We start from the raw sequence: 13,742 nt of genomic DNA on the forward strand, positions 1-13,742 counted from the left end.
CCGCTGCCTATAGAGGCAGTATGCGATGCACAGTGTTCGGCACCGGCTATCTGGGCGCGACCCACGCCGCGGGAATGGCCGAACTCGGCCATGAGGTCATCGGGGTCGACATCGACCCCGGCAAGGTGGCCAAACTGGCCTCCGGCGACATCCCGTTCTACGAACCCGGCCTGCGAAAAGTCCTGAACGACAACCTTTCCGCGGGCCGGTTGCGGTTCACCACCGACTACGACGAGGCCGCCGACTTCGCCGACGTGCACTTCCTGGGGGTGGGCACCCCGCAGAAGAAGGGCGAGTACGGCGCCGACCTGCGCCACGTGCACGCCGTCATCGACACGCTGGTGCCGCGTCTGCGGCGCAACGCGGTGATCGTCGGCAAGTCCACCGTGCCCGTCGGCACCGCGGCCGATCTCGCGCAGCGCGCCGCGCTGCTCGCCCCGCCCGGCGTCGACGTCGAGATCGCCTGGAACCCCGAGTTCCTGCGCGAGGGCTTCGCGGTGCACGACACGCTGCATCCCGACCGCGTGGTGCTCGGCGTGCAACCTGGCTCGACGCGCGCGGAAGCCGCGGTGCGTGACCTGTACGGGCCGCTGATCGCCGACGGAGTGCCGTTTCTGGTGACCGATCTGCAGACCGCCGAGCTGGTCAAGGTCGCGGCGAACGCGTTTCTGGCGACCAAGATCTCGTTCATCAACGCCATCTCGGAGGTGTGTGAGGCCGCTGACGCCGACGTGACCGTGCTGGCCGACGCGCTGGGCCACGACCCCCGCATCGGGCGGCGATTCCTCAACGCCGGGTTGGGTTTCGGCGGCGGCTGCCTGCCCAAGGATATCCGTGCGTTCATGGCGCGCGCCGGGGAACTCGGCGCCAACCACGCGCTGACGTTCCTGCGCGAGGTCGACAGCATCAACATGCGCAGGCGCACCGCGATGGTCGAACTGGCCACCCGCGCCTGCGGCGGTTCGCTGCTGGGCGCCAACATCGCGGTGCTGGGTGCGGCGTTCAAACCCGAATCCGACGACGTGCGCGACTCCCCGGCGCTCAACGTCGCGGGCATGCTGCAACTCAACGGCGCCACGGTCAACGTGTACGACCCCAAGGCCGTCGAGAACTCGCGACGGCTTTTCCCCACCCTGACCTATGCGACGACGGTGGCCGAGGCGTGCGAACGCGCCGATGCGGTGCTGGTGCTCACCGAATGGTCCGAATTCGTCGACCTTGACCCCGCGGCGCTGGACGGCACGGTGCGCGCCAAAGTCGTTGTGGACGGCCGCAACTGCCTGGACATCGACCGCTGGCGGCGAGCCGGCTGGCGGGTGTACGCGTTGGGCCGCCGTGTGGAGAAACAGACCGTGCGGCAGTTGTAGCGCCAGTTTGCCGTCCGTACGCTCAGGGCATGCGGGAACGACTCCGGTGGATGGCGTTGCACGGCTTCGTTCGGAGCATGGCCACACTCGGTCTGCGTCGCGGTGATCCGCAGGCCCGGCTGATCGCCGACCCGGTCGTGCGTGCGGATCCCACGACGTTCGCCGACCAGATGCGCAAGCAGGGCCCGGTGATCCGCGGCCGCGTGGTGCTGCTGACGTTCGACCACGCGGTGGCGTTCGACCTGCTGCGCTCCGACGACTTCCAGGTGAGCCAGCTCGGCGCGAACCTGCCGAAACCGCTGCGCTGGATCGCCGACAAGACCAACCCGGGCCTGCTGCACCCGATCGAACCGCCATCGCTGCTGTCGATCGAGCCGCCCGACCACACCCGCATGCGCAAGCTCGTGTCCTCGGTGTTCACCACGCGCGCGGTGGCCACGCTGCGCGAACGTGTGGAGCAGACCGCGCACGAGCTGCTCGACGGATTGGAGGCCGAGTCGGGTGTGGTCGACATCGTCGAGCGGTACTGTGCGCAGCTTCCCGTCGCGGTGATCGGCGACATCCTCGGCGTGCCCGAACCCGACCGGCCCAACATCCTGCGCTACGGCGAACTCGGCGCGCCGAGCCTCGACATCGGCCTGTCCTGGAGCCAGTACCAGCAGGTCAACGAGGGCATCATCGGGTTCGAGACGTGGCTCAACCGGCACCTGCGCACCCTGCGCCGCGACCCGGGGGACGACCTGCTGAGCCAGATCATCACCGCGTCCGAAAGCGGGGCCACCGGTGAGCCGCTGACCGACCGCGAGCTCAAGGCGCTGGCCGGCCTGGTACTCGCGGCCGGCTTCGAGACCACCGTGAACCTGCTGGGCAACGGCATCCGGATGCTGCTGGACCACCGCGAGCACCTGGAGACTCTCGCGGCGCGTCCCGACGTGTGGCCCAACGCGGTCGAGGAGATCCTGCGGCTGGACTCTCCGGTGCAGATGACCGCCCGCGCGGCCGTGCGCGACGTCGACGTCGCCGGCACCGCCGTCGGGCGCGACGAACTGGTGGTGCTGCACATCGCGGGCGCCAACCGCGACCCCAAGGTCTTCGACGACCCGCACCGCTTCGACATCGAACGCGACAACGCCGGGCGGCACCTGTCGTTCTCGGGTGGGCGCCACTTCTGCCTGGGTGCGGCGCTGGCCCGCGCCGAGGGCGAGGTGGGTCTGCGGGCGTTCTTCGACCGCTTTCCCGACGCCCGGCTGGCCGGTGACCCGGTCCGTCGCGACACGCGGGTGCTGCGCGGGTGGTCGACTCTCCCGATTGCGCTCGGAAAGGCGCGCGCGGCGGTAGGTTCATGATGTGGATTTCCGAGCCGCTCTGCTCGACCAGACCCGCGCCTTCGGAGAGCTGATCGCCTCCGGCGATCCTGACACGCCCGTCCCCACCTGCCCGGACTGGACGTTGCGTCAGCTTCTCCGACATGTTGGACGCGGAAACCGTTGGGCCGCACAGATAATCAGTGACCGACTCTCACAGGAACTGGACCCGCGCCAGGTTCGTGACGGTAAACCGCCCGACGACCCCCAGGGGGCCATCGAATGGCTCAACGCCGGCGCGGCCCTGATCGTCAAGGCCGTCGACCAGGTGGGCTCCGAGGCCCGCGTCTGGACGTTCCTGGGGCCACGGCCCGCCGGCTGGTGGATCCGGCGCCGGGCCAACGAGGTCGCGGTGCACCGCGCCGACGCCGCGATCGCGCTGGGCGCCGACTACGACCTGCCTCTCGAACTGGCCGCCGACGCGATCAGCGAATGGCTTGAGCGCACATGCGTCGAAGCCAAGCGCCACCACCGGGTTCCGCTGGCGTTCGGCCAGAGCGTGCACCTGCACGCCACCGACGACGGCCTGGGCCCGACGGGCGAGTGGACCCTGGTCAACGACGAGGACGGCGTGGGCTGGTCGCACGACCACGGCAAGGGTTCGGTGGCCCTGCGCGGCCCCGCCAAAGACCTGCTGCTGGCCATCACCGGCCGTCGCACCCCGGCCGACCTGGGTCTCGAGGTGTTCGGCGACACGGAGGTCTGGGACAAGATGCTGGCCGCCGCGCCGTTCTGAGTGGCGTACCTTGCCTTCATGACCACATCCGAGATCGCGACGGTTCTGGCCTGGCACGACGCGCTCAACGACAAGGACTTCGACACCCTGGTCTCCTTGTCCAGCGACGACATCGAGGTCGGCGACACGTCCGGCGCCGTCCAGGGTAACGCGGCGTTGCGCCGGTGGGCCGAAGCGGCAGGCATCAGCGTCACCCCGGGCCGGATGTACGTCCACGACGGTGTCGTGGTGGCCGAGCAGACGATCACCCGCGCCGACGGCAGCACCGCAGCCGGCGCCTCGGCGTTCCGTGTGGTGCGCGACCACGTCACGTCGGTGTTCCGCCACGACGACCTGGCCTCGGCGCTGGCCGCGACCGACCTCGATGAGGACGATCTGGCCGGCTGAGTGGTGTTGCGGTCACACCAGTTTCGGTAGGCCAGCCAGCACCTTGTCGACGGTCACCGGGAGATTGCGCACCCGCACCCCGGTCGCGTGATACACCGCGTTGACCACGGCAGAGGCCGACCCGACGATGCCGATCTCCCCGGCGCCGCGTGAACCCATCGGGTTGAGGTACTCGTCGGCCTCATCGAGCCAGATGGCGTCGATATCAGCCACATCGGCGTGTGCGCTGATGTGATAGGTCGCGAGATCCTGTGTGACGACGTGGCCGAACCGCGGATCGCGCACGCTCTCCTCGTGCAACGCCATCGACAGGCCCATCGTCATGCCGCCGATCAACTGCGACCGCAACGTACGGGCGTTGATCACCCGGCCGACCGAGAACACTCCCAGCATCCGCGGGACCCTGATCTCGCCGGTGTCGGCGTTGACGTGTGCCTCGACGAAGTGCGCGCCGAACGATTGCATCGTGACGCCGTCGGCGTCGGGATTCTCCGGTGACTGCGCGACGGTCGTCGCGCCGACGGCGGGCGGATCACCATGGTCGGCGCGGAACTGCCGCGCCGCCGCGACGATCGCCGAACCCCACGACGTGATACCCGACGAGCCACCGGCCACCGATGCCTCCGGCAGGTCGGTGTCGCCGATCTGCAGGTCCACGGCCGCCAGATCGCAGGCGAGGGCGTCGGCAGCGATCTGCGACAGCGTGGTCCACGTCCCGGTACCGATGTCGGCCGCACCGATCTGCACGGTGTAACGGCCCTCGGCGGCATAGGTGATGCGCGCCGAGTTTCCCGGCATCGCCTTACCCGGGTAGGTCGCCGCGGCGACCCCCGTGCCGATCAGCCATTCCCCGTCGCGGCGCGCCGCGGGCCGCGGATCGCGTGCGGCCCAGCCGAAGCGGTCCGCCCCCAGGCGCAGGCAGTCCACGAGATGACGGCCCGACCACGGCTTACCCGTTTCCGGGTCGACCTCAGGATCGTTGCGCACACGCAGTTCGATCGGGTCGAGGCCGCAGGCCACCGCGAGTTCGTCCATCGCGACCTCGGCCGCGTAGGTGCCCGGGCATTCGCCGGGCGCGCGCATCCAGAACGGGATCGCGACATCGAGTGCCGCGAGCTTGTGGGTGGTGCGGCGGTTGGCGGCGCTGTACATCTTGCGCGAGGTGATCGCGGTCTGTTCGGCGAACTCCTTGACCGCCGACGTCTGTTCGACAACGTCGTGCACCAGCGCGGTGATGCGGCCGTCGTGATCGGCGCCCAGCCGGATCCGCTGGATGGTCGGTGTGCGGTAGCCGACGAGCGAGAACATCTGCTGGCGCGTCAGCGCGAGTTTCACGGGCCGGCCGTCGCTGCGTTGCGCCGCGAGGATCGCCAGCACGTTGTGCGCGTGCGGTGCACCCTTCGAGCCGAATCCGCCGCCGACATGTGGTGCGATCACGCGGATCTGCTCGGGTTCCAGGCCGAAGATCGGCGCCAGCGCCTTGCGCACCGCGTGCACGCCCTGCGTCGAGTCGTACAGCACGACAGCAGGTTTGCCGCTGTCACCGAGACCCCACTGCGCGATCACGCATGCGGCTCCATCGGGTTGTTGTGCTCGATAGGCGTCTCGTAGGTCTCGTCGACGGTCACCGCGGCCTGCGCGAGCGCGGCCTCCACATCGCCGTCGTCGGTGTCGGGTTCTTCGCCGCCGTTGACCTCGTCGGGCGTGTACAGACCCGGGTGATCGGCGCGCAGTTCGGTGTCGTGTGGCTCCTGCAGATACTCGACGCGGACCAGAGCCGCTGCTTCCCTGGCGGTTTCGGCAGACTCGGCGAGTACGCCGCCGATGATCTGACCACGGAAGTGCACGCGGTCGTCCTGCAGGATCGCGAACTCGCCGTCGGAGGTGTCGGCCAACTCCGGGGCGTCGAACACCGTGAGGATGCCGCGCACCCCGTCGAGTGCACGGGCCGCGGCGACGTCCATGGCCACCACGCGCCCGCGGGCGATGGTGGCCTGCACAGGATGCAGATACAGCGCATTGTCGACGATGTGCTCGAACGCGTACGGCGCGGCGCCGGTGACCTTGGCGCGGCTCTCCTTGCGGATGACGGGCTGGCCGATGGCGCGGGGTTCCAGGAGAGTCACTGCTGCCTCCGTGCGGTGAGCATGCGCAATTGAGCGACGAGCGTGCGCCGCGCCAACTCGACCTTGAACTCGTTGCCGGGCAGAGGTTCGGCGGCGTTGAGCTCGGCGTCGGCCGCGGCGATGAACGTCTCGTCGGAGGGCTGGTCCCCGATCAGCACGCTCTCGGCGCGCCGGGCCCGCCACGGTTTGTGCGCGACCCCGCCCAGAGCGATGCGCGCCGAGGAGATCTGCCGGGTGTCGGTGAACGTGAGTTCGGCCGCGACCGACACGAGGGCGAACGCGTACGACGCCCGGTCACGCACCTTGCGGTAGTCCGACACCGCGCCGACCGGTGGTGGGGGCAATTCGACCGCCGTGATGAGTTCGGCGTGCTGCAACGTGGTGTCGCGCTGGGGTTCGTCACCGGGCAGGCGGTGGAAATCGTCGATGGGCAGGCGTCGCTGGCCGTCGGGTCCCTGCACCACCACCGTCGCGTCGAGGGCGCTCATGGCGACGGCCATGTCGGACGGGTGCACCGCGACGCAGTGTTCGGAGGCGCCGAGGATCGCGTGGTAGCGCGCGTAACCGCCGAGCGCCGCGCAACCGCTGCCCGGTTCACGCTTGTTGCACGGTGTGGTGACGTCCTGGAAGTAGACACATCGGGTGCGCTGCAACAGATTTCCCGCCGTCGTCGCCGCGTTGCGCAACTGGCCCGACGCGCCGGACAGCAACGCACGAGCCAGCACCGGGTAATGCGAGCGGATCACCGGATCGGCCGCAAGGTCGCTGTTGCGGACGTTGGCGCCGATGCGGACCGCGCCGTCGTCGGTCACCGAGATCTGGTCGAGGTCCAGCCGGCTCACGTCGACCAGCAGATCCGGTTCGGCCACACCGAGTTTCATGTGGTCCACCAGGTTGGTGCCGCCGGCCAGATAGGCCGCGCCGGGATGCCCGGCGAGCGTGGCCACCGCGTCGGCGGGGCTGGTGGCGACGTGGTATCCGAAGGCCTTCATCGGTTCGCCGCACGTTCGATCGCCGCGACAATGTTCGGGTACGCCGCGCAGCGGCACAGGTTGCCGCTCATGCGTTCGCGGATCTCCCGCTCGCTGAGCACCGGGGGAGCGTCGAGGTCGTCGGCGACGAAACTCGGCGCGCCGGCCTTGACCTCATCGAACATGCCGACGGCCGAACAGATCTGGCCGGGCGTGCAATATCCGCACTGGAAGGCATCCTCGTCGCAGAAGGCCTGCGCCACCGGATGCAGTTCGTCGTTCAGGCCGAGACCGGCCGCGGTGGTGATGCGGGCGCCGTCGGCGGCGACCGCGAAGGTCAGGCACGTCGTGACGCGACGTCCGTCGAGCAGGACGGTGCAGGACCCGCACTGGCCGTGGTCGCAACCTTTCTTCGGTGCGGTGACCTGCAGGTGTTCACGTAGCGCGTCGAGCAGCGTCACGCGGTTGTCGACGGTCAGTTCACGGCGCGCGCCGTCGACCTCGAGCGTGACGTGGGAGGTGTGATCGGGCTGGCTCACGCGCCGTGGGTACCCCGGCGGGCACTGCCCAAACGCCGGTCAGCGCGCCGGGGACGCGACAGACGGTGTCGCCAGCACGGCGGCGATGCCCGTGGTCAACGGCACCGACAGGGCCAGCGCGATACCGCCGACGGCCGACCGGGCGACCTCGACGGCCACGTTCTCACTGGTCAGCACATCACCCAGCGACCGGTTGGCCACGCTGAACAGCAACAGCAGCGGCAACGCGCTGCCGGCGTAGGCGAGCACCAGGGTATAGACCGTGCTGGCGATGTGGTCGCGGCCCACGCGCATGGCGCCGACGAAGATGCTGCGGCGTGTGCCGCCCGCCTCGGCGAGTTCGAACACGGCCGAGGCCTGCGTGACCGTGACGTCGTTGAGGACGCCGAGCGAGCCGATGATGAAGCCCGCGAGCAGCAGACCGGTGATGGACACATTGCCCATGTATGCCGCGACGTCATTGTTCTGGTCCTCGGCCAGACCCGTCAGGTGCGCCAATTCGATTGCCGCCCAGGACAGCAGGGCAGCCAGGAACAACGCTGTCAGGGTGCCCAGCAGGGCCGCGCTGGTCCGCAGGCTCACCCCGTGCGCCAGATAGATCACCGCGTAGAGGATCACGGCCGAGGCCACGAGTGACACCGGGACCGCCGAGGCGCCGTCGCGCAGCGCAGGGAGCAGGAACACCACCAGCACCCCGAACGCGACCACGATGCCGATCAGCGCGCGTAGACCACGCCAGCGCGCGACCGCCACGACCACCACCGCGAACACGGCCGCCAGCGCGATCAGCGGCCACGTCCGCTCGTAGTCGTAGAACGCGTAACTGGTCGCACCGCTCGCATCGACCTGGCGGCTCAACCGGACGTCGTCGCCGGCGACCAGGTTCGGCTGACCCGGGCCGCCGCTGAACTCCAGCAGTGTCCTGGCGCCCTTGTTGGGGCCGGAATCGATGGCCACCAGGTTCTGCACGCACTGCCCGGCGTCGCCGGGCGACGACACCGGATCGGAGGTCAGCACCGCGCCCACCGAGGGACTGCCGCACGCGGTCAGCGTGCTGGACAGCACGTGGCCGGTCTCGGTGGTCACTGCACCGCCCGCGGCGTTCTGGTACGGCAGGGGGATGTCGACCTTCTGCCGGCTCGGCCACAGCAGGGCAGCGCCCACGATCACGACGACACCGATCGCCACCAGCAGACCGACCACGATCCTGGCGGCCAGCGGGCCGAGCGGGGACGGACCACTCAGCGAGTGCGAGTGGGAATGCGAATGCGCCACCGGGCCAGGGTAGAGGGGCTACTGACGGTAGCTCGCCAGGAAGTTCCCCAGCCGCTCGATCGCCGAGGCCAGATCGCGCGCCCACGGCAACGTCACGATGCGCAGGTGATCGGGTGTGGGCCAGTTGAACCCGGTGCCCTGGGTCAGCAGGATCTTCTCCTGCAGCAGCAGGTCGAGGACCAGCTGCTCGTCGTCGTGGATGTCGTACACCTCGGGGTCCAACCGGGGGAACGCGTACAGCGCACCGCGCGGCTTCACGCACGACACCCCGGGGATCTCGTTGAGCTTCTCCCACGCCACGTCACGCTGTTCGAGCAGCCGCCCGCCGGGCAGCACCAACGCGTCGATGCTCTGGTGTCCGCCCAGGGCCACCTGGATGGCGTGCTGCGCGGGGACATTCGGGCACAGGCGCATGTTGGCCAGCAGGCTGATGCCCTCGATGAAACTGGTGGCGTGCTCCTTGGGGCCGGTGATCACCAGCCACCCCGACCGGTAGCCGGCCACCCGGTAGGCCTTCGACAGCCCGTTGAAAGTCAAACAGAGTAGGTCAGGCGCCAACGTCGCCAGTGAGATGTGCTTGGCGTCGTCGTAGAGGATCTTGTCGTAGATCTCGTCGGCCAGCAGCAGCAGCTGATGTTTGCGCGCCAGGTCGACGATCTGCTCGAGGGTTTCGCGGCTGTACACCGCGCCCGTCGGGTTGTTCGGGTTGATCACCACGATCGCCTTGGTGCGTTCGGTGATCTTCGATTCGATGTCGGCGACGTCGGGGTTCCAGCCCTGCGTCTCGTCGCACAGGTAGTGCACCGGGGTGCCGCCGGCCAGCGAGGTCGACGCCGTCCACAGCGGGTAGTCGGGTGCCGGGATGAGCACCTGGTCGCCGTTGTCCAGCAGCGCCTGCAGCGTCATGGTGATGAGCTCGGAGACGCCGTTGCCCAGGTAGACGTCGTCGACGTCGAACTTGGGGAAGCCCTCGACCAGCTCGTAGCGCGTGAAAACGGCGCGCCGGGCGCTGAGGATTCCCTTGGAGTCTGAATAGCCCTGCGCGGTCGGCAGGGCCTGGATGATGTCCCGCATGATGACGTCGGGGGCCTCGAACCCGAACGGCGCGGGGTTGCCGATGTTCAGCTTGAGGATGCGATGCCCTTCAGCTTCCAGCCGTGAGGCGTGCTCGTGTACCGGCCCACGGATCTCGTACAGGACGTCCTGCAGCTTCGTGGACTGGGTGAACGTCCGCGGCTTCCGGTGTTCCCCGGTGCTCTGCCACGGCAACTGGTGGGTAGTCACGCGTTCCATGGTCTCATCGCTGTCCAATCAATTGAATTTGCCGACCATCGCATGCGCACGGGCGGACCAGACGTCGACCGTTCATTTCCCTTAACGAATCCAACCTGCCACGGGCATGCGAACCGGCTGTGTATCTGCTTGAGCAGCTCACTCCCGGCGCCTGCGCTGGGCCACGATTGCTCCCGAAAGATCGAGATGCTCCGAGTTTCCCCAGGTGAGGGGATACAAAGGCACCGAAACAACGAATGGACACAGCATGAGTGAAGTGAAGAAGATCACGCGGTTCACCACGGGTGCGGCGCTGCTCGGCGGCACCGCCGCGGTGGCGTTCGGCATCATCGGGGCGACGATGGGCGCCAGTGCCGACCAGCCCTCCGTGGCGTCGGGCGGCGCCATGAAGGTCGGGGAAACCTCCACGGTGACCTACACCCCCGGAACCATCGCGCCCGTCGTCGCCAAGCCTGAGGTCAAGGCACCGCCCTACGGAGGCTGACAAAGCTGATTTCCTTACCGAAAGAAGCGGCCCCCTCCTGAATCAGGAGGGGGCCGCTTCTCAACTACTCGACCACCGGCGGTCAGCGCTTACCGGGCCGCTTGGCGCCCGGCTTGATGCCGAGGCCCACCACGGGTGGTTCCGGCTTCGCGGGCTCAGCCGGCTTCTCGGCGGGCTTCTCGGGCTCCGCGGCCTGCTCGGCCGGCTTTTCGGCGGCGGGCGCCGGCGCAGCGGCAGGCTTGGCGGCCGCCTTCTTGGCACCCGGACGGCGAGCGCCCGCGGCGATGCCGAGGCCCACGACGGGCGGTTCGGGCTTGGCCGGCTCGGCCGGAGCCGCGGTTTCTGCCGGCGCCGGTGCCTCGGTCTCTGCGGCTGCGGGCTTTTCGGCCGGTGCGGCTGCGGTCTTCTTGGCGCCGGGACGCTTGGCGCCTGCCGCGAGACCCAGCCCCTTCACGGGCGCCGCCGGGGCTGCCGGGGTCGCCGACGCTTCCGGAGCCTCTGTGGCTGCGGGCTTTTCGGCCGGAGCAGCTGCCGCGGTCTTCTTGGCGCCGGGTCGCTTGGCGCCACCCGCGAGACCGAGCCCCTTGACCGGCGGAGCGTCCGAAGCCGGAGCAGCGGGTGCCTCGGCGGCCGGTGCGGCGGCCTTCTTCGCGCCGGGACGCTTGGCCCCGCCGGCCAGGCCCAGACCCTTGGCCGGGGCGGGCGCGGCGGCCGGTGCCGCAGACGCTTCCGCGGCAGGTGCGGCTTTCTTGGCGCCCGGACGCTTCGCGGCACCCGCCATGCCCAGGCCGGTGACCGGCTTGGCCTCGGCCCCACCGGCTGCCGGGGCGGCCGGGGCCTCTGCTTCGGGTGCGGCTTCCTCGACCGGGGGAGCGGCCGCTTCCGCCTTCGCTTCGGCCTCTGCCCGGGCAGCGGCGCGCTTCTCCGATTCCTTTGCCGCCGTGCCCTTTTCGGGCAGCGTGACCTTGCTGGTGTCCAGCGAGTTCAGCAGCAGCTGGGCGACGTCGAGCACCTCGGCCTTCTCGACGTTGCGGCTGGCCGCCACGTCGTCGACACCGTCGGTGATCATCACGCGGCAGAACGGGCAGCCGGTCGCGATGGTCGAGGCCGTGTCCATGGCCTCTTCGGTGCGTTCGACGTTGACGCGCTTGCCGATGTGCTCTTCCATCCACATACGCGCACCGCCGGCGCCACAGCACAGGCCGCGGTCAGCGTGGCGCGGCATTTCCTTCAGCGTCACACCGGAGGCCTCGACCAGCTCACGCGGGGCCTCGTAAACCTTGTTGTGGCGGCCCAGGAAGCACGGGTCGTGGTAGGTGACGGGCTGGCCGTTCTGCTCGCTGACCGACTTGACCGGAACCAGCTTCTTGTCGCGGACCAGCCGGTTGAGCAGCTGCGTGTGGTGCACGACGCTGTAGTTGGCACCCAGCTGCGGGTACTCACGGCCGATCGTGTTGAAGCAGTGCGGGCACGTCACCACGATCTTGCGGTCGACCGTCTCGACGCCTTCGAACAGTTCGTTGATGGTCTCGACGTTCTGCGCGGCCAGCTGCTGGAACAGGAACTCGTTGCCCGAGCGGCGCGCCGAGTCGCCCGTGCAGGTCTCGCCGGTGCCCAGCACCAGGAACTTCACGCCCGCGGTGGCGAGCAGTTCGGCGACGGCCTTTGTGGTCTTCTTGGCGCGGTCCTCGTAGGCGCCGGCGCAGCCGACCCAGAAGAGGTACTCGAACCCGTCGAACGAGTCGACGTCCTCGCCGTAGACCGGCACGTCGAAGTCGACCTCGTCGATCCAGTTGGTGCGGTCCTTGGCGTTCTGGCCCCAGGGGTTGCCCTTGGTCTCCAGGTTCTTGAACAGCACGCCCAGCTCACCGGGGAACTCCGACTCGACCATGACCTGGTACCGGCGCATGTCGACGATGTGGTCGATGTGCTCGATGTCCACGGGGCACTGCTCGACGCACGCACCGCAGTTGGTGCAGGACCACAGCACGTCGGGATCGATCACGCCGCCCTGTTCCTCGGTGCCGACCAGCGGGCGCAGGGCCTGCTCGGGGCCGCTGCCGAGGATCCGCTCGAAGCCGGACTCGGGGACGTGGTCGTGCGCGTGCTTCTGCTCGTGCTTCTCGCCGCGGGCCTTCTCACCCAGGCCGCCCTCGGGCGTGCTCTCCAGCGGCGACGGCTTCTCGCCCAGGATGTAGGGAGCCTTGGCGAACATGTGGTCGCGCAGGTTCATGATCACGAGCTTGGGCGACAGCGGTTTGCCGGTGTTCCACGCCGGGCACTGCGACTGGCAGCGGCCACACTCGGTACAGGTCGTGAAGTCCAGGTAACCCTTCCAGGTGAAGTCCTCGATCTTGCCTTTACCGAACACCGCGTCCTCGGCGGGATCCTCGAAGTCGATGTACTCGCCGTTGGACTCCATCGGCAGCAGCGGGCCGAGGCCGTTGGGCAGGCGCTTGAACGTGACGTTGATGGGCGCAAGGCCGATGTGCAGGTGCTTGGAGTGCAGCACGATCAGCAGGAACACCAGCATGACGCCGATGTGGCCCATCAGGGCGACGGTCTCGATCCACATGTTGGCGGTCGCGCCGAGCGGGCGCAGGATCCACGCCATGAAGTCGGAGAAGAAGGCGCCGCTCTGGTACGGGAAACGCTCGCCGAGGGTGTTGACCGCGGCACCGCGGAACAGCGCGTAGGTCGCGATGACCAGGAAGATCATGAACAGGATCTCCCACGCGCCGCCGGTGTGCGAACCGTAGAAGCGCGAGTCGCGCCCGATCTTCTTGGGCTCACGGACGACGCGGATGATCGCGAAGACGATGATGCCCAGCAGCACGGCGACGGCGAAGAAGTCCTGCAGAAAGCCCAGGACCGGCCAGCGGCCGATGAACGGGATGTGGAACTCGGGATCGAACAGCACGCCGTAGGCCTCGAGGTACACCGAGGCGAGGACGAAGAAGCCCCACATCGTGAAGAAGTGCGCGATGCCCGGAACCGACCAGCGCAGCAGGCGCGTTTGCCCGAAGACCTCGGTGATCTGCGTGGTGATGCGCTTTTGCAGATCGTTCTTGCGGCCGTTCTCGTCGAGCGTCTTCTGGCCCGAGCGAATCAGCTTCGTCAGCCAGAGCACTCGCTTGGCGGCGAACACCAAGACGATGGCCGTCATGAGCAGCCCGATGATGAGCCTGCTCACTTCGAGG

10 protein-coding genes and 1 pseudogene are annotated in these 13,742 nt (G+C 68.7%); 5 read left to right on the forward strand and 6 right to left on the reverse strand.

All coding sequences use genetic code 11. The features are described from left to right. The first annotated feature begins 20 nt into the window (after positions 1–20). From AT701_RS03500 to AT701_RS03515, 4 genes are read left to right on the forward strand one after another with little or no spacing between them, the layout of a single operon-like run. Positions 21–1,367 (forward strand): UDP-glucose dehydrogenase family protein, encoded by a 1,347-nt coding sequence (locus AT701_RS03500; RefSeq protein WP_058125190.1) that lies wholly within the window; start codon positions 21–23, stop codon positions 1,365–1,367. A gap of 29 nt (positions 1,368–1,396) precedes the next feature. Then, on the forward strand, positions 1,397–2,713 hold the full coding sequence (locus AT701_RS03505) for a cytochrome P450 (RefSeq protein WP_058125191.1): 1,317 nt from the start codon (positions 1,397–1,399) through the stop codon (positions 2,711–2,713). Between the two features lies 1 nt (position 2,714). Beyond that, positions 2,715–3,467 (forward strand): maleylpyruvate isomerase family mycothiol-dependent enzyme, encoded by a 753-nt coding sequence (locus AT701_RS03510; RefSeq protein WP_003892101.1) that lies wholly within the window; start codon positions 2,715–2,717, stop codon positions 3,465–3,467. An 18-nt stretch (positions 3,468–3,485) separates the two neighbouring features. Then, positions 3,486–3,854: a nuclear transport factor 2 family protein gene (locus tag AT701_RS03515; protein WP_058127519.1), complete on the forward strand. Its 369-nt coding sequence runs from the start codon at positions 3,486–3,488 to the stop codon at positions 3,852–3,854. A gap of 12 nt (positions 3,855–3,866) precedes the next feature. On the opposite strand, the pseudogene AT701_RS03520 reads toward AT701_RS03515, so the two are convergent. From AT701_RS03520 to AT701_RS03540, 5 genes and pseudogenes are all read right to left on the reverse strand, one after another. Next, positions 3,867–5,980, reverse strand: a pseudogene (locus AT701_RS03520) (xanthine dehydrogenase family protein molybdopterin-binding subunit). Beyond that, positions 5,977–6,972 (reverse strand): FAD binding domain-containing protein, encoded by a 996-nt coding sequence (locus AT701_RS03525; protein WP_058125192.1) that lies wholly within the window; start codon positions 6,970–6,972, stop codon positions 5,977–5,979. Before AT701_RS03525 ends, AT701_RS03520 begins: the two are co-directional and overlap by 4 nt. Beyond that, the gene (locus AT701_RS03530) at positions 6,969–7,490 is read right to left on the reverse strand and encodes a 2Fe-2S iron-sulfur cluster-binding protein (protein ID WP_058125193.1); all 522 of its coding nucleotides are present in this window, start codon (positions 7,488–7,490) and stop codon (positions 6,969–6,971) included. The genes AT701_RS03525 and AT701_RS03530 overlap by 4 nt, the downstream gene beginning before the upstream one ends. 39 nt (positions 7,491–7,529) lie before the next feature. After that, entirely contained in the window at positions 7,530–8,765 is a 1,236-nt protein-coding gene (locus tag AT701_RS03535; protein WP_011727121.1) for a YibE/F family protein, read from the reverse strand. An 18-nt stretch (positions 8,766–8,783) separates the two neighbouring features. Continuing rightward, the gene (locus AT701_RS03540; protein ID WP_003892107.1) at positions 8,784–10,058 is read right to left on the reverse strand and encodes a pyridoxal phosphate-dependent aminotransferase; all 1,275 of its coding nucleotides are present in this window, start codon (positions 10,056–10,058) and stop codon (positions 8,784–8,786) included. Positions 10,059–10,305: 247 nt separating this feature from the next. On the opposite strand from AT701_RS03540, the gene AT701_RS03545 reads away from it, so the two are divergent. Further along, entirely contained in the window at positions 10,306–10,542 is a 237-nt protein-coding gene (locus AT701_RS03545; RefSeq protein ID WP_058125194.1) for a hypothetical protein, read from the forward strand. 82 nt (positions 10,543–10,624) lie between these two features. Here the strand turns inward: AT701_RS03545 and AT701_RS03550 are convergent, their stop codons facing one another. Then, positions 10,625–13,708, reverse strand: coding sequence for a (Fe-S)-binding protein (locus AT701_RS03550; RefSeq protein WP_058127520.1), 3,084 nt, complete (start codon positions 13,706–13,708; stop codon positions 10,625–10,627). Between the last annotated feature and the right edge of the window lie 34 nt (positions 13,709–13,742).

This window comes from Mycolicibacterium smegmatis, from assembly GCF_001457595.1.
Classification (GTDB): domain Bacteria; phylum Actinomycetota; class Actinomycetes; order Mycobacteriales; family Mycobacteriaceae; genus Mycobacterium; species Mycobacterium smegmatis.

What these genes read in the sequence shown, in the direction of transcription:
- AT701_RS03545 (WP_058125194.1), top strand. Translation starts at nt 10,306, where the DNA reads ATGAGTGAAGTGAAGAAGATCACGCGGTTCACCACGGGTGCGGCGCTG.
- AT701_RS03500 (WP_058125190.1), top strand. Translation starts at nt 21, where the DNA reads ATGCGATGCACAGTGTTCGGCACCGGCTATCTGGGCGCGACCCACGCC.
- AT701_RS03515 (WP_058127519.1), top strand. Translation starts at nt 3,486, where the DNA reads ATGACCACATCCGAGATCGCGACGGTTCTGGCCTGGCACGACGCGCTC.
- AT701_RS03525 (WP_058125192.1), bottom strand. Translation starts at nt 6,972, where the DNA reads ATGAAGGCCTTCGGATACCACGTCGCCACCAGCCCCGCCGACGCGGTG.
- AT701_RS03505 (WP_058125191.1), top strand. Translation starts at nt 1,397, where the DNA reads ATGCGGGAACGACTCCGGTGGATGGCGTTGCACGGCTTCGTTCGGAGC.
- AT701_RS03540 (WP_003892107.1), bottom strand. Translation starts at nt 10,058, where the DNA reads ATGGAACGCGTGACTACCCACCAGTTGCCGTGGCAGAGCACCGGGGAA.
- AT701_RS03550 (WP_058127520.1), bottom strand. Translation starts at nt 13,708, where the DNA reads ATGACGGCCATCGTCTTGGTGTTCGCCGCCAAGCGAGTGCTCTGGCTG.